Source organism: Dyella sp. S184 (assembly GCF_009766065.1).
Classification (GTDB): Bacteria; Pseudomonadota; Gammaproteobacteria; order Xanthomonadales; family Rhodanobacteraceae; genus Rhodanobacter.
On record NZ_LMUE01000002.1, the window covers coordinates 65,046 to 85,128 of the forward strand.

Below are 20,083 nucleotides of genomic sequence, written 5' to 3' on the forward strand. Positions count from 1 at the left end.
CAAGTGCCGCCACGACTCAATCGACCTCGAAACGGCCCTGGCGCAGGAAACGCGCGGTTCGCTGGGCCACCTCGGCGGAAAACAGCAGGCCGGTATGGTTGGCTTCGACCACGCAATGGGCGGTCAGGCCAGACAGGCGGGTTTCCTCTACCGTCACGGTGCCATCGTGCTCGCCCTCAAAATGGCCAAGCATGGCGCCGAGACCAAGCGGCATGCGGCCGGCGATCATGCCGACCTCGCGTGCGCCGTCCCAGCGCTCGAAACCTTGTTGCAACAATTCACGGTTATGCCCCAGCAACACTGCGCCGCCGCGGCCCCAGGCGGCGAAGCCACGTGCAGCGGCGCTACCCTTCACCGGCGAACCGAGACAGACGATGCGACCCGGCGGCAGCTCGCCGTCGAGACAGGCGCGCAAGGCCAGCAGGCCGCCAAGGCTGTGGCCGACCAGGTGCACTGCATCGGCTTCTGCGGCCAATCCGTTCATGCGTGCCTGCAGCCGATCCAGGATGCGCTGCTGGGTGGCCGCCACGCTCAGGTAGTCGAATCGGTGTACGCGAAAACCCGCCTCGATCAACCGACGATGCAGCATGGACAGCGCGAAACCACGCATCCAAAGGCCGTGCAGCAGGATCACATGATCAGACATGAGACAAATGAAACCTGACGCGTAGTGGGAAAAACGACATCGCCGCCACTGGCAACCGCGTCCGCATGAACAACCTGACGCCGGTCATGCCGGCGCACAGACTCACGTGCCTGACGCCTCGCCGCCCAGTACCTGCACATGCAGCTCCTTCAGCTGTACCGCCGCGATCGGCGACGGCGCATCGGTCATCAGGCACTGTGCGCTGGTGGTCTTGGGAAACGCAATCACGTCGCGAATCGACTCGGTGCCGGCCATCAGCGCAGCAATCCGGTCGATACCGAACGCGAGGCCACCATGCGGCGGCGCGCCGAACTTGAGCGCCTTCAGCAGGAAACCGAACTTGGCATCGGCTTCGGCCGCGCCGATGCCAAGCAGCTCGAACACTGTGCTCTGCATTTCCGGGCGATGGATACGGATCGAACCACCGCCGATCTCGTTGCCGTTCAACACCATGTCATAGCCACGGCTCACCGCGTTTTTCGGATCGGCGCGCAGCTGGGCGGCATCGTCCACCTTCGGTGCGGTGAACGGATGATGCAGGGCGACGTAACGCTGATCTTCCGCGTCGTACTCGAACATCGGGAAGTCGGTGACCCACAGCGGCCTCCAGCAGTTCTCGACCAGCCCACGGTCCTTTGCGACCTTCAGCCGCAATGCACCCATGAAATCGGTCACGGCTTTCCACGTACCGGCACCGAAGAACACGATGTCGCCCGACTGGGCGCCCGTGGCCTTGAGCACGCCGTCCAGCGCCGCGTCGTCGAGGAACTTCGCTACCGGCGAGTTGACGCCTTCGCGGCCCTTGGCCAGATCCTCGACCTTCAGCCAGGCCAGACCCTTCGCGCCGTAACGCGACACGTATTCGACCAGCCCGTCGATATCCTTGCGGCTCAGTGTGCTGCCACCGGGCACGCGCAGCGCGGTAACGCGGCCGTCCGCCTCATTGGCCGGCTCGGCAAACACCTTGAACTCGACGTGCTTCACCGCGTCGGCGATGTCGACCAGTTCCAGCGCGATGCGCAGGTCAGGCTTGTCCGAACCGAAACGACGCATCGCCTCGGCCCAGGTCATGCGTGGAAAGCTCGCATCGAGTTCCACGCCCTGCACTTCGCGGAACACGTGGCGGATCAATTCCTCCACGAAATCCTGCACGTCCTGCTCTTCGACGAAGGCGAATTCCAGGTCGAGCTGAGTGAATTCCGGCTGGCGGTCGGCACGCAGGTCCTCGTCGCGGAAGCAGCGCGCGATCTGGTAGTAGCGGTCGAAGCCAGCCATCATCAGGATCTGCTTGAACAGCTGCGGCGACTGCGGTAACGCGTAGAACTGGCCCGGATGCACGCGGCTGGGTACCAGATAGTCACGTGCCCCCTCGGGGGTGGCCTTGGTCAGGATCGGCGTCTCGACGTCCTGGAAACCGCGCTCGTCGAGGTAACGGCGCAGGGTCTGCACCAGCTTGATGCGCTTGCGCATCATCGCCTGCATTTCCGGACGACGCAGATCGAGGTAACGGTAGGTCATCCGCATGTCCTCGTTCGGGTTCTCGTGCAGCGCGAACGGCAGATCCTTCGCAGCGTTGAGAATTTCCACCGTGTCGGCGAGCAGTTCGACCGTGCCGGTCTTCAGCTTGTCGTTGACGGCGATGCGCTTGCGCAGCGTGCCGGTGACACGCAGGCAGTACTCATTGCCAATCTCGTTCGCCACCGCAAAGGCTGCCGCGTTGTCGCGCTCGATCACCACCTGCGCCAGCCCTTCGTGATCACGCAGATCGACAAAGGCGACGTGGCTCTGCAGGCGCAGGGTGTTGACCCAGCCGCACAAGGTAACGGTCTGGCCGACCAGGGACTCGTCGATGAGGCCGCAGTAATGCGTGCGCATGCGCTTGGAACTCCGGGCCGCGGGGCGGCAAAACAGATGGAAAAGACCCGGAATGTTACCACCGCCGCGCCCGACCACGATCAGCGGGCGCCGCTGGGTTGTTCAGTCGCTGCTGCCGGATGTGCCGCCAGACGACGCGATCGGGGCGGTTGGGGCAGGCGGAGCCGCCGGGGCCGCAGCGGCCTTATCGGCAGCTGGTGGGGCTTTGCTGTCGCCACTGCCGCCAGCGTCTCCCGCAAGATTCCGCTTCTTGTCGCCATCCTTCTTGAAGTCGGTTTCGTACCAGCCGCTGCCGGCCAGACGGAACGATGGCGCACTGACCCGCCGCCGCAACTGCGGCGCATCGCAGGCCGGACAGATCGACGGATCCGTATCGGACAGTTTCTGCAGACGATCGAAGCGGTGGCCACAGCCACTGCATTCGAATTCATAGATGGGCATGAAGACTCCAGTCAGTCCAGCCAACTCCAGGCTGGCAACCGTTCATTATCGGCGCGTTCGGGGGGATTTCAATGCATACCCGGCGCATGCAGCAATCTTCGCCGCAGAGTGCGCCGGGATTTATCTCATGCCTGCGGTGACTGGCGAAACACCAGATGGCCGCCGGCGGCATCCACCGTGATCACGGCACCGGGTGCATAACGCCCTTCGAGGATCTCCCGCGCCAGCGGATTCTCCAGCTGTTGCTGGATCGCCCGCTTCAACGGCCGCGCCCCGTAGACCGGATCGAAACCGACGTTGCCGAGCAGCGCCAGCGCATCGTCACTGACCTCCAGCTTGAGCTGGCGTTCTGCCAAGCGTTTCTCCAGATATGCCAGCTGGATCCTGGCAATCGCACGGATCTGCGTCTTGTCGAGCGGACGGAACACCACCAGCTCATCGAGCCGATTGATGAACTCCGGGCGGAAGTGCGCCTGCACCACGCCCATCACCGAAGCTTTCATCTGCGTGTACTGTTCCTCGGCATCGCCACCCTCGCTGTTCTCGGACGCGTCCTGGATCATCTGCGAGCCGAGGTTCGAAGTCATCACGATCACGGTGTTGCGGAAGTCCACCGTGCGGCCTTGGCCGTCGGTGAGGCGGCCATCGTCGAGCACCTGCAGCAGGATGTTGAACACGTCCGGGTGCGCCTTCTCCACCTCGTCCAGCAGGATCACGCTGTATGGCCGGCGCCGCACCGCCTCGGTGAGATAGCCGCCCTCTTCGTAGCCCACATAACCCGGCGGTGCACCGACCAGCCGGCTCACCGAGTGCTTCTCCATGAACTCGCTCATGTCGATGCGCACCATCGCATCGGTGGTGTCGAACATGAACTCGGCCAGTGCCTTGCACAGCTCGGTCTTGCCCACGCCGGTCGGGCCGAGGAACAGGAAGGAGCCGTTCGGTCGGTTCGGATCGGACAAGCCTGCACGGGAGCGGCGGATCGCGTCGGACACCGCACGCACCGCCTCGTCCTGGCCGACCACACGCTTGTGCAGGTCGTCTTCCATGTGCAACAACTTTTCGCGCTCGCCCTCGAGCATCTTGGCGACGGGAATGCCGGTCCAGCGCGCCACCACTTCGGCGATTTCCTCGGCGGTCACCTTGTCCTGCAGCAGCTTGAAATCCTGCGTCTCGGCGGCCTGCGCGGCGGCCAGCTGTTTCTCCAGTTCCGGCAGGCGGCCGTACTGGATCTCGCTCATCTTGGCGTAGTCCTGCCGGCGTTGCGCGGCATCCAGCTCCTGCCGCGCCTGCTCGATCTGCTCCTTCACCTTGGTCGCACCCTGCAGCGCTGCCTTCTCGGATTTCCAGATCTCGTTGAGATCGGAGAACTCGCGCTCCAGCTTCTCGATGTCGGTTTCCAGATCGGCGAGGCGCTGCTTCGATTCGCTGTCCTTCTCCTTCTTCAGCATCTCGCGCTGGATCTTCAGCTGGATCAGCCGGCGCTCCAGCCGATCGAGTTCCTCCGGCTTGGAGTCGATCTCCATGCGGATGCGCGAGGCCGCCTCGTCCATCAGGTCGATCGCCTTGTCCGGCAACTGGCGATCGGCGATATAGCGATGCGACAGCGTGGCGGCGGCGACAATCGCCGGATCGGTGATCTCGACGCCGTGATGTACCGCGTAGCGCTCCTTCAGCCCGCGCAGGATCGCGATGGTGTCTTCCACCGATGGTTCGCCCACGAACACTTTCTGGAAGCGGCGCTCCAGCGCGGCATCCTTCTCGATGTACTTGCGATACTCGTCCAGCGTGGTGGCGCCGATGCAGTGCAGCTCGCCGCGCGCCAGCGCGGGTTTGAGCATGTTGCCCGCATCCATTGCGCCATCGGCCTTGCCCGCGCCGACCATGGTGTGCAGTTCATCGATGAACAGGATCACCCGACCTTCCTGCTTGGACAAATCGCTGAGCACGGCCTTCAGGCGCTCCTCGAACTCGCCGCGGAATTTCGCACCGGCGATCAACGCGCCCATGTCCAGCGCCAGCACGCGGCGACCACGCAGACCCTCCGGCACTTCGTCCTTGATGATGCGCTGGGCCAGACCTTCGACGATCGCGGTCTTGCCCACGCCGGGCTCGCCAATCAATACCGGATTGTTCTTGGTGCGCCGCTGCAGCACCTGGATGGTGCGGCGGATTTCCTCGTCGCGGCCGATCACCGGATCGAGCTTGCCGGACTCTGCGCGCGCAGTCAGGTCGATGCAGTATTTCTCCAGCGCCTGACGCTGCTCCTCGGCGTTTTCGCTCTGCACCTTCTCGCCACCGCGAAGCTTCTCGATCGCCGCCTCGAGGTTCGGCTTGGTCGCACCCGCCGCTTTCAGCGCCGCACCCAGTTCGCCCTTGTCATCCAACGCCGCCAGCACGAACAGCTCGCTGGCGATGAACTGGTCGCCGCGCTGCTGCGCCAGCTTGTCGGTGAGGTTGAGCAGGCGAGTCAGCTCGTTGCCTGCATGGATGTTGCCTTCCTGCCCGCTGACTTTCGGCAAGCGTTCCAGCATGTCATTGACGCGCTGCTGCAGCGCCGGCACATTGACCTGCGCCTGGGTCAGCAACGGCCCGGTCGAGCCGCCCTGTTGATTGAGCAGCGCCGCCATCACATGCACCGGCTCCAGCATGTTGTTGTCACGGCCCACGGCCAGCGATTGCGCGTCGGCCAGCGCCTGCTGGAAACGCGAGGTGAGTTTGTCCATCCGCATATCGAGATCCCCGGCAAGAGGTGAAAGGATTTGGCGGATCTGCCGCCACTGGCCACAAAGATGCGGACTGCGACGGACGATTCAAGCAAACGGCATGATCGCGCCGCGTCAAGATCTCGTCGGGCAGTCAGCTGTCGGCCAGCCAGATCAGGCTGGCGAAACGGCCGCTGCGCGCGCCATCGCGGCGGTACGAATAGAACCGTGCATCGCTGAACGTATCGAAGCCGCCACCATGGATCCGCGTTACGCCCGCTGAGGCCAGCCGCCGCCGCGCCAGTCCCGCCAAATCGCACTGCCAATGGCCGGGTCGAGTCGGCACAAAGCAGTTCGCCGCTGCCCCATCCGATGCCACAAACGCGGCACGCACCTCTTCGCCCACTTCGTACGAGGCCACCCCGATGCAGGGCCCAAGCCATGCCAGCAATCGTTCGCGGGGCGCATGCAGCTGGGTCAGCGTCGCTTCCAGCACGCCGGCAGCAAGACCGCGCCACCCGGCATGTGCGGCACCGATCTCGCTGCCATCGTCGGCACAGAACAGCACCGGCAGGCAATCGGCGGTGAGGATGGACAGCACGGTACCGGGGATGTGCGATATCGCCGCATCGGCCTGCGGTTCGTCAGCGCTGGGCAGCGGCCCCAGCTCGGCCACGCTTATACCGTGCACCTGGCGCAGCCAGCGCGGTGAAGCAGGCAGGCCGAGTATCTGTTGCAGGGCACTTCGATTAACCGCTACTGCATCGGGCAGATCACCGCTGCGCAAACCCAGATTAAAGCGCTCGTATGGCGCAGCTGACACGCCAGGCCCATCGCAGGTAGTAACCGCCGCGTGCACCCGGCGCGGCGCTGGCCAGTCAGGCATCAGCCACGCCTGCTTATCCACGGTTACCATCAACCAGCAACGGGTGTTTCCAGGCAGCGTAACTCCGCGCGATCCAGACCAGCAGAAACACTGCCAACAGGAAAGTCACTGGTCGGAATGGTACGCTGTAGCGCGCGAACGGCGCACCAGCTACATGCACACCAATGGCAAAAAGATGCAGCAACGCGAGTAGGCGCAACCCATCGGTCTTCGCAGCCCCAAACAGGGTACGAGTCCTGGGTGCAAATGCCACCAGTGTCCCCAATACCCCACAAACCATCAGTGGACCATAAAGCCCCCCCACGATCGCCATGATCAGAATGAACGCCGGATCGGTCAACCAGGGTGATCGGAATACGGGATACACAAACATGTCATGCCACCCATCCGGCGTAGACCAGTGAAAGAAGTAAATGGTCTTCCCGACAAGGTACCACTTGATCATCGCCACCGGCCTGCGCGCAAACTTTGCGCGCAAATCGGAAAATTCGTTTACCCAACTGGATCCGATTCGGGCGGCATCGGGATCATACCAATAAGGATATCCGAAGCTCTTGGGAAGGTCGTTGAACATGAAATCCGGATAGCTACCATTCTGCACGGTTCCGACCATTTGGCTGGAATCAGATAACTTATGCAGAGTGAGTTCATTGCGCGCCCACCAAGGGGCCATCATCAGCATGAAGCCAAACGAGAAAACAAATATTTCGCGATGGAAGCGCCGGACTTGCGGCAAAAGCAAAAACAAAAGCAGCACCGGAACCCATTGATTGAGAGTAGGCCTTACCAAACAGGTAACGCCGAACAATACACCGGCCAGCACTGCCCAAACGCAACGCCATCGCCATCGTCTGGCTCTCAGCGAAAGCACCCCCAGGCCCAACGACAACATCAATGTCGCGCCGTAAAGTGTTTCTGTTAGCAGATACGGGACATAAACACTTTGATGCGGACTGATGCTGACCAGGACACCCAACCATAGTCCGGCCCATGCACCCAGAAGTTCCATCGCCAACAGGGTCGAGCAAAGCAGAGTCAAGCCGGCGATCCATGCCTGCACATGCGTCACCCGTGACCAAAAGGCGAGGTCAACCTTGCTGCCAAGCAGAAGGCGCAACATCCAGGGATAGGCTGGTGGGCGGATGTCATCCGGCTCGGGCGCCAAAACCTCAGAGCCATTGACCTTGGAAATGTCTCGCGAGTAGACATCGTAAAACTTGAGATTCCAGGCATATGCAACATAGTCCTTGGCATCGTTCCGCACAGGATGATCAACTACGGTGAGATCAGCCGTTCCCAGGCGCAAGAACATTCCGACCGCGAGAATCAGCAGTAGACAAAACATTTGCAGGTACCACTGCAGCGAACTCTTCCGTGAGGCTATATGCATTTGGCGTCATCCCTCAGCGCAGCAATGAGATTTTCAAGGTCGGCCGGGCGCGCCGTCTGAAACTGTAACGGTTCGCCGCTGATCGGATGCTCGAAGGCCAATCGTTCGGCATGCAGCGCCTGCCGACGGAAACCGCGCATCACGGCGATCAGTTCGGGCGAGGCACCCTTGGGCAGTTTCAGGCCGCCGCCGTAAAGCGGATCGCCGAGCAGCGGATGGTTGATATGCGCCATGTGGACACGGATCTGATGCGTGCGGCCGGTTTCCAGCTGGCATTGCAGCAGGCTGTGCGCACGAAAGCGCTCACGCAGCCGGTAATGGGTCACCGCACGCTTGCCATCCTCCTCGTCGCGCACGGCCTGGCGCAGGCGGTCGCCCATGCTGCGGCCAATCGGCTCATCCACCGTGCCACCGGCCACCATCGTCCCCAGCACCACGGCCTCGTATTGCCGCTCCACCTCGTGACGCGACAGCAGGTCGACCAGCGCGGTATACGTCCGCAGTGTCTTGGCCACCACCATCAGGCCTGAAGTGTCCTTGTCCAGCCGGTGCACGATGCCGGCACGTGGCAGCTCGGCGAGCTTCGGATCGTGATGCAGCAACGCGTTGAGCAGTGTACCGGCTGGATTGCCGGCACCCGGATGCACCACCAAGCCGGCCGGCTTGTCCAGCACCAGCAGATGCTCGTCCTCATGAACAATATTCAACGCGATGTCCTCGGGCGCGCTGGTGACCTCGACCGCCAGCTCGACCTGGAGCCGCACCAGCTCGCCGCCGCGCAGCAGCTGGCGGGGTGGCGCTACTACGCCATCCAAGGTCACCGCGCCGGATTTGACCCAGCCACTGAGCCGCGAGCGCGAATAATCGGGGAACATCTCGGCCAAAGCTTGGTCGAACCTGCGTCCTGCTGCGCCCAGCGGCACCGTTGCCTCGTGCCGGATGGTGGTCATGCCGGCATCCGCGGGCGGTGGCCGGTTTCGGCTATCATGCCTTTTCGATCAAACATCTGAATCCTGTCCTCATGCGTGTAACCAAGTTGCCGATGTCCAAATTGCCTGCCCTGAAGATACTCGTCGTGCTCGTGCTCGCCGTGTCGATGAGCGCCTGCTCGATGTTCGGCTCCAAGCGCGCCACTGACGATAACCTGTCGCTGGAAGCGCTTTACAGCAAGGCGCACAACTCACTGGAGAACGCCGACTACTCTGGAGCGACCAAGAGCTACCAGCGCCTGATTGCGCGCTTCCCGTCGGGCCCGTACAACGAGCAGGCCCAGCTCGACCTGGCCTATTCGCAGTACAAGGACGACCAGCCGGATGATGCGCTGTCGACCATCAACAGCTTCATCAAGACGAATCCGACCAACAAACACGTTGATTATGCCTATTACCTGCGTGGCCTGATCAATTTTGATCGCACCACCGGCTGGATCGCGCACTACACCAAGAACGACAGCGGCCAAGCCCGCCGCGATCAAGGCTACAACCTGCAGTCGTTCGACGACTTCTCCGAGCTGTCGCGCCGCTTCCCGGATAGCGCGTACACCGCCGACGCACGCCAGCGCATGATCTACCTGCGCAACGTGCTGGCGCAGTACGAGATCAACGTGGCCGAGTTCTACCTGAACCACAAGGCCTATGTCGCCTCGGCCGATCGCTCGCAGTATGTGATCGAGCATTACCAGGAAGCGCCACAGACCGGTGACGCGCTGGCCATCCTGAGCCGCAGCTACCTGGCACTGGGTCACAAGGAGCTGGCCGACCAGACGCGTCAGGTACTGGCGCTGAACTATCCGAACCATCCCTATCTGACAGATGCCAAGTGGCCGCATCCGCCGTCCACCCTGCGCAAGATGGTGCCGTTCTCCGGGCATCACTGAGTTTTCAGTTTTCACAGCAAAAAGCCGGCGATTCATCGCCGGCTTTTTTATGCGCGTAGCTCCCGCGTGCACAAGGTCAGCCGCTTTTGCCGCCATGCGCATCCCATCATGCGAACCGGGTTGTTCGTAAATACCTGCGACATCGTGCCATCTATCGCATGCCGGGCAGCTCACTATCCTTGCGACCTTAGACCCGCATCCAGAATATCCCTTGAAAGCCATCCTGCCCGGCCTGTGTGCCGTCGCCCTGATGCTGCCCAGCCAACGGCTGCTGGCGGCCGCCGATCCTGCTTCGGCAACCACTACATTGGCACCCGTGTCGGTGCATGCCAGCGATACGATCGTGACCGAATCACCAAGCGTGCAGGTCCACGTGACCCGCAAGAAATTGCAGCAACAGAACGTCACCACCAGCGCAGATGCCTTGAAGTACGCGCCGAACATGATCGTGCGTGCACGCTACATCGGCGATCCGAATGCCGTGATCAGCGGGCGCAACGCCGGCACCCTGCAGAGCGCGCGCAGCCTGGTCTATGCCGACGGCCTGCTGCTGTCCAACCTGATGACCAACGGCTACAACGGCGCACCGCGCTGGGGCATGGTGGTACCGGAGGAAATCGGTGCCGTGGACATCATGTACGGGCCGTATTCCGCGCTCTATCCAGGCAACTCGCTAGGTACCACGGTACTGATCCACACCGTGTTGCCACAACAGCTGGTCGCCAGCGTCAGCACGCAGTTCTTCAGCCAGGACTACCACGACGCCTATGACGCGGATGGCCATTACAACGGTAGCCAGATCGCCGCCACACTAGGCAACAAGCAGGGTCGCTGGAGCTGGCTGCTGGAGCTGAGTCGACTGGACAACGACAGCCAGCCGCTGCAATACGCTACAGCCACCGCCGGCGGCAACGCCGCAACTGCGATACCAGTGGAGGGGGCCACGCTGGATCGCAACCCGAACGGCACGCCGCGACTGGTCTATGGTGCCAACAGCATCGAGCACACCGTGCAGACCCAGGCCAAGCTGAAACTCGGCGTGGACATCACTGACCACGTCGCGGCGCTATTCACGCTCGGCTCGTGGCACGACGAAGCCGAGGATCGCACCCGCAGCCTGATCCGTGATGCCGGCGGGCAGCCGGTCAGCAGCGGGGTCATCAGCGCCGACAACCAGATCTGGACGCTGCCACGCAGCGGTCTGGCGCCCACCTCCAGCATCGATACGCACATGCTGTATGGCGCCGAATTGAATGGTCATCTCGACAACGGGTGGTACTGGACCGCCGTGGCCAGTGATTACGATTTCCTGCAGTCGCAGGCGGCTACCGCGAAGCTGGCCGAACCCGGTGCCCCGGTCGGCGGCCCTGGCACGATCGCCGACATGAGTGGCTCCGGCTGGAACACTTTCGATCTGCGCAGCTCAGGTCCGCTCGACGATCAGAACATGCTGTACGCCGGCGTGCATGGCGATCGCTACATACTCAATACCCAGGTCCACAATGCGAACGACTGGCTCGGTGACGCCGACGGCACCCAGGTCAGCGCATTCGCCGGGCGCACCCAGACCCGTGCAGCCTACCTGCAGGACGTGTGGAGCTTCGCACCCGCCTGGGCGCTGACGGTCGGTGGGCGCCTGGAACAATGGCGTGCGTACGGCGGCTTGCTCGCGAATACCAGCAACACGCTGCGCTATACGGACCGCCAGCGCACCGACTTTTCGCCGAAGACATCGCTGAGTTGGGATTTTTCCGACGACTGGCAACTGCGGCTGGCCCATGGGAAGGCCGTGCGCTATCCGACCGTGGCCGAATTGTTCCAGGGCACGATCTCGGCCAACGCCATCGTCAACAACAATCCCGATCTGAAGCCGGAGATCGACGAATCCACCGACCTCACGCTGAACCGCCAACTGACCAATGGCCACTGGCGCGTCTCGCTGTTCCAGGATCGGATTGCCAATGCGCTGTACTCGCAGACTGACATCACCATCACGCCCACGGTGACCAGCGTGCAGAACATCGCTGCGATGCGCGTGCGTGGCATCGAGGGCGAGTTCGGCCTGACGGATGTCTGGACGCCCGGACTCGACCTTTCGGGCAGCCTCGCCTTCAACGACGCCAGGACCCTGGACGATCGCCAGTACCCGCTCGCCAATGGCAAATATTTCCCACGCATCCCGAAGGTCCGCGCCAGCCTGCTTGCCGACTACCGCTTCTCGCCGCAATGGGACATGTCACTCGGCATCCGCCACTCCGGCCGTCAGTACGGCACGCTGAACAACAGCGACTTCGTCGATACCTACGGCGCAGTGAGCAGCTTTACCGTGGCCGATGCCAAACTGCGCTGGCGCTACGCAGCGCAATGGACGGCATCGCTCGGCGTGGACAATCTCACCAACGAGCATTACTGGGTCTACCATCCCTACGCTGGCCGCACCGTGTTCGGCCAGCTGCGTTGGAACCTGTGACCCAATCACCATCCAGGTATCCCATGCGCAAGTTGATCTTTACCCTGCTCTGTCTGTTGCCGTTGACCGTCATCGCGCATGACGACATGGCCATGATGCAGATGGCCAGGGGTCCGCAGCTGGGCGCCAGCACAGCATTCGATACGCACGGCCGGTTGTGGCTGGTCGACGCGGCGAACGGCCATGTACGACTGCGTCACTCGGATGACTTCGGCAAGACGCTCAGCGCGCCGGTCGAGATGAACGCCCAGGCCGAGCCGATCTACGACAGCGCCGAGAACCGGCCGAAGATCGCCATCGGTCCGCATGATGAGTTGTATGTGAGCTGGTCGCAGCCACGCCCAAAACCGTATACCGGCTTCGTGCGTTTCGCCCGTTCACTCGATGGTGGCGCACATTTCTCCACTCCCATCACTGTGCACCACGACCGCGCCGAGATCACCCACCGCTTCGACACGCTGGCGGTCGACGGCCACGGCCGCGTGGTGATCGCCTGGATCGACAAACGCGACCTCGAGGCGGCACAGGCAAAGGGTGCGCGCTACCTCGGTGCCGCCGTGTACTACAGCTGGTCGGACGACGAGGGCCGCAGCTTCGTGCCCGAACGCAAGCTGATCGACCAGAGCTGCGAGTGCTGTCGCCTCGCCATTGCGCGCACGCCGCAGGGCGACGTTGCCGTGTTCTTCCGCAGCATCTTCGGCGACAACATCCGCGATCATGCCTATGCCGTGCTGCCTACGGACGGCGAGCCAAGTCACGGCGAACGTGCCACCTTCAACCAGTGGCAGATCGCCGCTTGCCCGGAACATGGCCCCGGCCTCGCCATCGGTGCCGATGGCACGCGCCACGCGGTGTGGTTCGAGTCCAAAGACAAACCGACCATCTGGTATGGCCAGCTCGATCCGGGACATCCTCCGCAACACGCACTGTTGATCGCCAACGCCGGCGCCAGCCATGCCGACGTGGGCGTGCACGGCAAGACGGTATGGATCACGTGGAATCAGGTCAGCGCCAACGGCTATGCACTGATGCTGCGACGATCGTCCGACAACGGCGTGCATTTCGATACGGCCCGTGAAATCGCTCGAAGCACTGACGCGATCGGCTCGCCACAGCTGCTGCAGACGCAGGATCGCGCGTTCGTGGCGTGGAACACCGCCGGTGGCTTCCGCCTGATCACACTGGATACCCCACAATGAAACGCCTGTTGCTTGCGTTCGTCTGCATGTTGCCGGCACTGGCCAGCGCCGGCTCGCTGGAGCCGCTGAGCGCGACTGATGTACCAACCTTGCTGCAGCCACCGGCACATGGCGAGCGGATCATCGCGCTGTGGGCGTTGGACTGCGCTTATTGCGAACAGAATCTCCAGGCCTTGGCCACGCTGCAGCGCGCCCATCCGGAAGCCATCGAACTGATTACCGTGGCCACCGACAGCATCGAGCAACACGATGCCATCGAAGCACGCCTGCGAAATGCCAGGGTGGAGGATTACCGGGCGCGCGCTTACGCCGAAGCGTCACCCGAGCGGATCAACTTTCTGCTTGATCCCAACTGGGGCGGTGAGTTGCCGCGCGTGCTGGTGATCCGTGCAGATGGCAGCCGGCTTGGTTTCAGCGGCGCGCTGACGCCCGCACAACTGCAGAAGCTCCACTAAGTTAAGAGCTCTACGGCTGTGCCGTGCTATCGGCCGGCGCCGGTGGCTCGGCAATGCCATCGTCCTCGTCGCCGTAGATCGCCACGTGCGCTACGCCATCGGCCCCGATCCAGCCGCGGTACATGCCATCGGTATTGAACGGAATCGCGATGTGGCCATCCGTATCCAGTGCGATGGCGCCACCGTTGCCACCCATTGAGGGGATTTCCTGGTTGATCACCTGGGCGGCCGCCCGATTCAGCGGCACGCGCATCTGGGTCACCATCATGCAGATCTCGTGCGCGGCGACGGTGCGGATGTAGTACTCGCCCCAGCCGGTACCGGATACCGCACAGCCGGAATTCGCATAGGTGCCGGCGCCAATGATCGGCGAATCGCCGATCCGGCCCCAGCGCTTGTCGGTCATGCCGCCGGTGGACGTGCCAGCGGCGAGATGGCCCTCGACATCCAGCGCCACCGCGCCCACCGTGCCGAAGTGTTTCGCCGTCTCCACCTCGGCATGTGGCTGCTTCGCCGCGTCTTCCTTCAAGGCTTTCTGCAGCTGCTGCAAGCGTTCCTCGGTGCGGAAGTAAGAAGGATCGACCAGGGTAATGCCCTGCTCCTTCGCAAATTCCTCGGCCCCCTCACCGGCCAGCATCACATGCGGTGAATGCTCCATCACGGCACGCGCCAGCAGGATCGGGTTTTTCACCCGTTGCACGTCCGCCACAGCACCGGCGCGCAGGGTATTGCCGTCCATGATCGCTGCATCCATTTCGTTCTTGCCATCGTGGGTGAACACCGAACCCTTGCCGGCGTTGAAGTTCGGATCGTCCTCCAGCACAGTGATCGCCGCCGTCACCGCATCCAGCGCCGGCTTGCCCGCCTTGAGCTGGGCGTAACCGTTCTGCAACGCCAGCGTCATCGCCGCGCGCACGGCCTTTTCCTTCGCCGGCGTCATGTCGCGCTTGATCACGCCGGCACCGCCGTGGATCACCAGTACGGGTGAGACGGCGGCGTGGCTCATGGTGGCGATTCCGAGGGCGGCAAGGACAACGAACAGGCGGTACTTCACATGACTCTCCCGACGGCAACGGGACAAGTATAACGAGCCGCCGATTTTGCACGTGCTACATAAAGTGAAGTCCCCTGATTGTTCCAACCAGCGGCCTTCAACTCATCAAAGCTTGATCAGAAGCCGCTGTTACACGCTTGCTGCGCTATTTGCTGCCGCACAACTCCGAGTCGGCGTAATTGTCAGTATTGACGGCGCCCCGCCCTTTTCATCGTCCACTTTCACCGCCATCGGACTATTGAACGAACCGCGTAACGTGGGATGGAAATCAATAGCGCGCCCGTCGAATGTATGCACCGAACCTTTGATGTCGACCTGTACCACAGCAGCGGTTAGAGGCTTCACCATCAAATCAAACGTCCACCTGGGCTTTCCATTGTCGTCCCCTAGAGAAATGCTTGCGGGCTCGCCGGTCTTTACGCATACCGTAGGCGTGCCTAATGTTTCGCTTCCTTGGCTGAGATTCATGGCGAGCTGAAAGACCTGCTTCGCCGAGGCATCAGATTTTGACTTGATCGCTGGTTGATTCATCGCATAGATCGCTCCGGTAAAGCCGGCAATGGCTGTGCAGACGATAGCTATTCCGATCAACCGGCGGCTGCGGTTCGGTGAAGACAATTTCAACATGGCAATGCGCTCCGTGATGGGATGACGAGGTGACCAAGTGCAACCAACCGGCAACGCAAGCGCGGCCGATTGGGTCTTCAACATGGCATTCGCATAACTTCGCCGTTGCACGCTGTGCTCGCGCAGCACAGCGGCATCACAGGCCAATTCCTGGTCGTGGCGCAGCGCCAAAAACGTCCAACGCACCAATGGATGGAACCAGAGGATGGCGACGACCGCCTGCGCGAGAAGGCACCACCAGCCGTCGCGTCGGCGCGCATGCGTAGTCTCATGAGCAAGAATTAGCGCACGCTCGGTTGTGTCGTAACGCTGTTCGAAATCGGCTGGCAAAACGATACAGACTCGCCACGCACCAACCAGCGCCGGTCCGACATCTACACCAGCAGCGCGCAACACGGGCCAGCGCGATGACACGTCGACAACCGGCATGGCCCCACGCAAACGGGCACGGTAGCGTGATTGCGCGAGCGTGGATAGCAGCAAGGTGACCACGCTGCCCGCAAGCCAGACCAACACAACACTGGCACGCCAATCGATGGCCATCGCACCCGAAGCATGTGATGGAAATGCCGCAGCCGCCGATGTGATTCTGAGTACTACCGGAGGCAATACCGTGATTGGTTCTGCGGCAACATGCGGCAGTTGACTCGCCAGCATCGCCAGCGGCAGCAGCAACCAAAGCTGGAACGCGCATTCGGCACCGAAGAGGCGTCGGCATGGTCTGCGTAGTGGGGCAACGACGAGTACCGCTGCGGTGAAGGCGAGGATCAACAGCCAACCGCGCCCGAGCCAGTCGATTCCTGCCAGATCAATGCTGTTCATCGTCGAGCTCCTGCAGCAGTTTCCTAAGTTCGGCGATGTCCTTCTTCGAGAGCTTGCGCTGCTCGGAGAAGTGCGCGACCAGCGGCGCCACGCGACCGCCGAACAGACGGTCGAGCAACCCCTTGCTCTCCTGCTGGACGTACTGCTCGCGGGTGAGCAGCGGCGTGTACAGATAGCGGCGGCCATCGCGCTCGGCATGCACGGCTTTTTTCCGCAACAGGCGATTGAGCAGGGACTTCACCGTGCCCTCCTGCCAGTCCTGCACCGGGCCAACCTCGGCGAGGATTTCCTCGGCACTTCGCGGCGCCTCGCGCCACAACACGTCCATCACCACCGCTTCCGCTTCGCTGATTGCCATGTGTCACCGTTTACACGTGTAAGTGAGTTTATGTTTACACGTGTAAATGATCGCGTCAAGTCTCGCTTAACTGGCGTGAAATCAGACCTGCGACCTTGGTACAGGGCCGTACACAGTTAAACCGTCGTATCCTTGGCAGCTGACTCTCCCTGCAGGAAGACATCGCAATGGACAAGGTTTACCCAAGCGCAGCAAAGGCTCTGGATGGCCTGCTGGTCGATGGCATGACGATCGCCGCTGGCGGCTTTGGCCTATGCGGCATTCCCGAGAACCTGATCGGCGCATTGCTGGAAGCCGGTACCAAGGACCTGACTATCGTCGGCAACAACGCGGGCGTGGATGATTTCGGCATGGGCCCGTTGCTGAAGACACATCAGGTGAAGCGCGTGTACGCCTCCTACGTGGGCGAGAACAAGGAGTTCGAGCGCCAAGTACTGGCCGGTGAGCTGGAACTGCACCTGACCCCGCAAGGCACGCTGGCCGAGAAGCTGCGCGCCGGTGGCGCTGGCATTCCCGGGTTCTATACGCGCACGGGCTTCGGCACCAAACTGGCCGAAGGCAAGGAAACCAAGGTATTCGGCGACAAGGAATACGTGCTGGAAGAGGCAATCCATGCCGACCTGTCGATCGTGAAGGCGTGGAAGGGCGATGCCCACGGCAACCTGGTGTTCCACGAAACCGCGCGCAACTTCAATCCGATGATCGCCACCTGCGGCAAGATCTGCGTAGCCGAAGTGGAGGAGCTGGTGCCAGTCGGCTCGATCGATCCCGATGGCGTGCATGTGCCCGGCATCTATGTCGACCGCATCGTACAGGGCGTGAAGTATGAGAAGCGCATCGAGTTCCGCACGATTGCGGGCGCCAATACCGGCAAGGAAAGCCCGGTACGCACGGCCATGGCGCAGCGCGCTGCGAAGGAACTGCGGGATGGCTTCTACGTGAACCTCGGCATCGGCATCCCCACCCTGGTTGCCAACTTCATCCCGGAAGGCATCGACGTCACCCTGCAGTCGGAAAACGGACTGCTCGGCATCGGCCCGTTCCCGACCGAGGACAAGATCGATCCTGACCTGATCAACGCCGGCAAGCAGACCATCACCACGCTCCCCGGCTCGAGCTTTTTCTCCAGCGCGGAGTCGTTCGCGATGATCCGCGGCGGCCATATCGACCTGTCGATCCTCGGTGGCCTGGAAGTCTCCGCGCACGGCGATCTGGCGAACTGGATGGTGCCGGGCAAGATGGTCAAGGGCCCCGGCGGCGCGATGGATCTGGTCAGTGGCGTCAAGCGCGTGGTGGTGCTGATGGAGCACAACGCGAAGGACGGCACACCCAAGATCAGGACCGAATGCGAACTGCCACTGACCGGCAAGCAGGTGGTCGATCTGATCATCACCGACCTGTGCGTGTTCGAGGTGGCCAAGGGCAAGGGCCTGACCCTGATCGAACTCAACGACGGCGTGACGCTGGACGAAGTTAAGGCGAAGACCGGCTGCGCGTTTGCGGTGGCTGCCGGGCTGGCTGGCTGAGTAGAGGTACGCGTGGAACCGACTTCTGTCGCTTCCACGCGTTGTTCGCGGAAAGGGTGCGCTCCTACGCGAGAAACCCGCGCACCGCTGCCGCGTCGAACGGCCAGTCCAGTTCGCGCCCGTCGCGGTCATCACGCAGCACCGGCACCCGCGTGCCGTAACGCTGTTCCAGTTCGGCCGTGTCATCCACCCACACGCTATCGAACTCCGGCGCACGCGCCTCGGCCAGCACTGCCAGCGCGAGGTCGCACAGGTGGCAATAATCGCGCTGGTACAGGATCAGGTCGGACATGCGCTTGCGAATGGACTGCCAAAGGCGGGGACGCCGCGTAGAATAGCCGGTTCACTCCCTTCCCCAGCAGCAAACCCATGGCCGTCAGCGTATTCGACCTGTTCAAGATAGGCATTGGCCCCTCCTCCTCGCACACGGTCGGACCGATGCGCGCGGCGGCACGTTTCGCCGAGCGCTGGCTGGAAGAGAAAGGTGTACTGGATCGGGTGACCCGCGTGCGTGCGGAACTGTACGGTTCGCTGGCAATGACCGGCCGCGGCCACGGCACCGACAAGGCCGTGCTGCTGGGCCTGGAAGGCCAGCATCCGGACACCGTCGATCCCGACCAGATCCCCGCCACGCTCGAACGCATCCGCAAGACACAGCGCCTGCGCGTACTGGGCAAACACGAGATCGAGTTCGAGGAAAAGCGCGACCTCGTTTTCAACAAGCGCCAGAAACTGCCGTTCCACACCAACGGCATGCGCTTCAGCGCGTACGATGCCGACGGCAACGAACTGGCCACGCGCGACTACTACTCGGTCGGCGGCGGCTTCGTGGTCAACACCGACGAGGCCGCGGAAGACCGCATCGTCGCCGACACCACTGAGCAGCCCTACGCGTTTTCCAGTGGCGACGAGATGCTGGCGCTGTGCAAGCAGCACGGCCTGACCATCGCCCAGCTCATGATGGCGAACGAAACCGTGTGGCGCCCCGAGGCGGAAACCCGCGCGGGCCTGCTGACGATATGGAAGGCGATGCAGGATTGCGTCAATCGTGGCCTGCGCTCGCCCGGCGTACTGCCCGGCGGTCTGAAGGTGCATCGTCGGGCACCCGCCATGGCCGAGGAATTGCGCAACGCGCCCGAAGCCGCCCTGCGCGATCCGCTGACCATCCTCGACTGGGTGAATCTGTATGCGCTGGCGGTGAACGAGGAAAACGCCGCCGGTGGCCGCGTGGTCACCGCGCCGACCAACGGCGCGGCCGGCATCGTGCCGGCGGTGGGCCACTACTACCTGCGTTTCTGCCCGAAGGCAGACGACGACGGCATCGTCGAGTACCTGCTCACCGCCGCCGCGATCGGCATCCTGTACAAGGAAAACGCCTCGATCTCCGGCGCCGAAGTCGGCTGCCAGGGTGAGGTCGGCGTGGCCTGCTCGATGGCTGCCGGTGGCCTCACCGCCGCGCTTGGCGGCAACGTGTTGCAGGTCGAGAACGCCGCCGAGATCGGCATGGAACACAACCTCGGCCTCACCTGCGACCCGATCGGCGGCTTGGTGCAGATCCCCTGCATCGAGCGCAACGCGATGGGCTCGGTCAAGGCGATCAACGCCAGCCGCATGGCGCTGAAGAGCGACGGCAAGCACCGCGTCTCGCTGGACAAGGTGATCAAGACCATGCGCGACACCGGCCGCGACATGAAGGACAAGTACAAGGAAACGTCACGCGGTGGCCTCGCGGTCAACGTCATCGAGTGCTGAA

At 62.6% G+C, this 20,083-nt stretch carries 17 protein-coding genes; 6 read left to right on the forward strand and 11 right to left on the reverse strand.

All coding sequences use genetic code 11. The features are described 5' to 3' along the window. Positions 1-16: 16 nt before the first annotated feature. The 7 genes from GSQ75_RS00305 to rluD all read right to left on the reverse strand — a co-directional run bounded on the left by GSQ75_RS00305 (position 17) and on the right by rluD (position 8,893). Positions 17-646: an alpha/beta hydrolase gene (locus tag GSQ75_RS00305; protein ID WP_158752560.1), complete on the reverse strand. Its 630-nt coding sequence runs from the start codon at positions 644-646 to the stop codon at positions 17-19. A gap of 102 nt (positions 647-748) precedes the next feature. Then, positions 749-2,521 (reverse strand): aspartate--tRNA ligase, encoded by a 1,773-nt coding sequence (gene aspS, locus GSQ75_RS00310; protein ID WP_158752561.1) that lies wholly within the window; start codon positions 2,519-2,521, stop codon positions 749-751. Between the two features lie 102 nt (positions 2,522-2,623). Beyond that, the gene (locus tag GSQ75_RS00315) at positions 2,624-2,962 is read right to left on the reverse strand and encodes a zinc ribbon domain-containing protein (RefSeq protein WP_158752562.1); all 339 of its coding nucleotides are present in this window, start codon (positions 2,960-2,962) and stop codon (positions 2,624-2,626) included. A gap of 125 nt (positions 2,963-3,087) precedes the next feature. Next, positions 3,088-5,694: an ATP-dependent chaperone ClpB gene (clpB, locus tag GSQ75_RS00320; protein WP_158752563.1), complete on the reverse strand. Its 2,607-nt coding sequence runs from the start codon at positions 5,692-5,694 to the stop codon at positions 3,088-3,090. Between the two features lie 127 nt (positions 5,695-5,821). Continuing rightward, positions 5,822-6,553 carry a peptidoglycan editing factor PgeF gene (gene pgeF, locus GSQ75_RS00325; protein WP_254058388.1) on the reverse strand — a complete coding sequence of 244 codons (732 nt, stop codon included), beginning with the start codon at positions 6,551-6,553 and terminating at the stop codon, positions 5,822-5,824. Positions 6,554-6,566: 13 nt separating this feature from the next. After that, positions 6,567-7,898, reverse strand: coding sequence for a glycosyltransferase family 39 protein (locus tag GSQ75_RS00330; protein ID WP_158752565.1), 1,332 nt, complete (start codon positions 7,896-7,898; stop codon positions 6,567-6,569). Positions 7,899-7,933: 35 nt separating this feature from the next. Beyond that, entirely contained in the window at positions 7,934-8,893 is a 960-nt protein-coding gene (gene rluD, locus GSQ75_RS00335; protein ID WP_158752566.1) for a 23S rRNA pseudouridine(1911/1915/1917) synthase RluD, read from the reverse strand. A gap of 71 nt (positions 8,894-8,964) precedes the next feature. Between rluD and GSQ75_RS00340 the strand changes: the two genes are divergently transcribed. The 4 genes from GSQ75_RS00340 (at position 8,965) to GSQ75_RS00355 (ending at position 13,943) form a co-directional block, all read left to right on the forward strand. Beyond that, entirely contained in the window at positions 8,965-9,819 is an 855-nt protein-coding gene (locus GSQ75_RS00340) for an outer membrane protein assembly factor BamD (RefSeq protein WP_158752567.1), read from the forward strand. Between the two features lie 250 nt (positions 9,820-10,069). Continuing rightward, positions 10,070-12,289 carry a TonB-dependent receptor gene (locus GSQ75_RS00345; RefSeq protein WP_158753836.1) on the forward strand — a complete coding sequence of 740 codons (2,220 nt, stop codon included), beginning with the start codon at positions 10,070-10,072 and terminating at the stop codon, positions 12,287-12,289. Positions 12,290-12,312: 23 nt separating this feature from the next. Beyond that, the gene (locus GSQ75_RS00350) at positions 12,313-13,488 is read left to right on the forward strand and encodes a sialidase family protein (protein WP_158752568.1); all 1,176 of its coding nucleotides are present in this window, start codon (positions 12,313-12,315) and stop codon (positions 13,486-13,488) included. Further along, the gene (locus tag GSQ75_RS00355) at positions 13,485-13,943 is read left to right on the forward strand and encodes a hypothetical protein (protein WP_158752569.1); all 459 of its coding nucleotides are present in this window, start codon (positions 13,485-13,487) and stop codon (positions 13,941-13,943) included. Before GSQ75_RS00350 ends, GSQ75_RS00355 begins: the two co-directional genes overlap by 4 nt. 10 nt (positions 13,944-13,953) lie before the next feature. Here the strand turns inward: GSQ75_RS00355 and GSQ75_RS00360 are convergent, their stop codons facing one another. The 3 genes from GSQ75_RS00360 to GSQ75_RS00370 all read right to left on the reverse strand — a co-directional run bounded on the left by GSQ75_RS00360 (position 13,954) and on the right by GSQ75_RS00370 (position 16,804). Beyond that, positions 13,954-14,949, reverse strand: coding sequence for an isoaspartyl peptidase/L-asparaginase (locus tag GSQ75_RS00360; protein ID WP_158752570.1), 996 nt, complete (start codon positions 14,947-14,949; stop codon positions 13,954-13,956). A gap of 177 nt (positions 14,950-15,126) precedes the next feature. Further along, complete coding sequence (locus GSQ75_RS00365) at positions 15,127-16,446, reverse strand: M56 family metallopeptidase (protein WP_158752571.1); 1,320 nt, start codon at positions 16,444-16,446, stop codon at positions 15,127-15,129. Next, a complete protein-coding gene (locus GSQ75_RS00370) occupies positions 16,433-16,804 on the reverse strand; it encodes a BlaI/MecI/CopY family transcriptional regulator (protein WP_158752572.1) in 372 nt (123 codons plus the stop codon). Before GSQ75_RS00370 ends, GSQ75_RS00365 begins: the two co-directional genes overlap by 14 nt. 167 nt (positions 16,805-16,971) lie before the next feature. Here GSQ75_RS00370 and GSQ75_RS19305 point away from each other — a divergent pair, with 167 nt between their 5' ends. Then, a complete protein-coding gene (locus tag GSQ75_RS19305) occupies positions 16,972-18,330 on the forward strand; it encodes a 3-oxoacid CoA-transferase (protein ID WP_158752573.1) in 1,359 nt (452 codons plus the stop codon). 64 nt (positions 18,331-18,394) lie between these two features. Here GSQ75_RS19305 and GSQ75_RS00380 read toward each other — a convergent pair whose 3' ends face one another. Beyond that, positions 18,395-18,622: a glutaredoxin family protein gene (locus GSQ75_RS00380; protein WP_158752574.1), complete on the reverse strand. Its 228-nt coding sequence runs from the start codon at positions 18,620-18,622 to the stop codon at positions 18,395-18,397. A gap of 77 nt (positions 18,623-18,699) precedes the next feature. Between GSQ75_RS00380 and GSQ75_RS00385 the strand changes: the two genes are divergently transcribed. Next, positions 18,700-20,082 carry an L-serine ammonia-lyase gene (locus tag GSQ75_RS00385; protein WP_158752575.1) on the forward strand — a complete coding sequence of 461 codons (1,383 nt, stop codon included), beginning with the start codon at positions 18,700-18,702 and terminating at the stop codon, positions 20,080-20,082. The last annotated feature ends 1 nt before the right edge of the window (position 20,083 follow it).

Bases quoted from the DNA above. Each gene is read 5' to 3' on its own strand.
- GSQ75_RS00340 (WP_158752567.1), top strand. From the start codon at position 8,965: ATGCGTGTAACCAAGTTGCCGATGTCCAAATTGCCTGCCCTGAAGATA.
- GSQ75_RS19305 (WP_158752573.1), top strand. From the start codon at position 16,972: ATGGACAAGGTTTACCCAAGCGCAGCAAAGGCTCTGGATGGCCTGCTG.
- GSQ75_RS00370 (WP_158752572.1), bottom strand. From the start codon at position 16,804: ATGGCAATCAGCGAAGCGGAAGCGGTGGTGATGGACGTGTTGTGGCGC.
- GSQ75_RS00380 (WP_158752574.1), bottom strand. From the start codon at position 18,622: ATGTCCGACCTGATCCTGTACCAGCGCGATTATTGCCACCTGTGCGAC.
- GSQ75_RS00350 (WP_158752568.1), top strand. From the start codon at position 12,313: ATGCGCAAGTTGATCTTTACCCTGCTCTGTCTGTTGCCGTTGACCGTC.
- GSQ75_RS00330 (WP_158752565.1), bottom strand. From the start codon at position 7,898: ATGTTTTGTCTACTGCTGATTCTCGCGGTCGGAATGTTCTTGCGCCTG.
- GSQ75_RS00315 (WP_158752562.1), bottom strand. From the start codon at position 2,962: ATGCCCATCTATGAATTCGAATGCAGTGGCTGTGGCCACCGCTTCGAT.
- pgeF (WP_254058388.1), bottom strand. From the start codon at position 6,553: ATGCCTGACTGGCCAGCGCCGCGCCGGGTGCACGCGGCGGTTACTACC.
- rluD (WP_158752566.1), bottom strand. From the start codon at position 8,893: ATGACCACCATCCGGCACGAGGCAACGGTGCCGCTGGGCGCAGCAGGA.
- GSQ75_RS00365 (WP_158752571.1), bottom strand. From the start codon at position 16,446: ATGAACAGCATTGATCTGGCAGGAATCGACTGGCTCGGGCGCGGTTGG.
- GSQ75_RS00305 (WP_158752560.1), bottom strand. From the start codon at position 646: ATGTCTGATCATGTGATCCTGCTGCACGGCCTTTGGATGCGTGGTTTC.
- GSQ75_RS00355 (WP_158752569.1), top strand. From the start codon at position 13,485: ATGAAACGCCTGTTGCTTGCGTTCGTCTGCATGTTGCCGGCACTGGCC.
- clpB (WP_158752563.1), bottom strand. From the start codon at position 5,694: ATGCGGATGGACAAACTCACCTCGCGTTTCCAGCAGGCGCTGGCCGAC.
- aspS (WP_158752561.1), bottom strand. From the start codon at position 2,521: ATGCGCACGCATTACTGCGGCCTCATCGACGAGTCCCTGGTCGGCCAG.
- GSQ75_RS00360 (WP_158752570.1), bottom strand. From the start codon at position 14,949: ATGAGCCACGCCGCCGTCTCACCCGTACTGGTGATCCACGGCGGTGCC.
- GSQ75_RS00345 (WP_158753836.1), top strand. From the start codon at position 10,070: ATGCTGCCCAGCCAACGGCTGCTGGCGGCCGCCGATCCTGCTTCGGCA.
- GSQ75_RS00385 (WP_158752575.1), top strand. From the start codon at position 18,700: ATGGCCGTCAGCGTATTCGACCTGTTCAAGATAGGCATTGGCCCCTCC.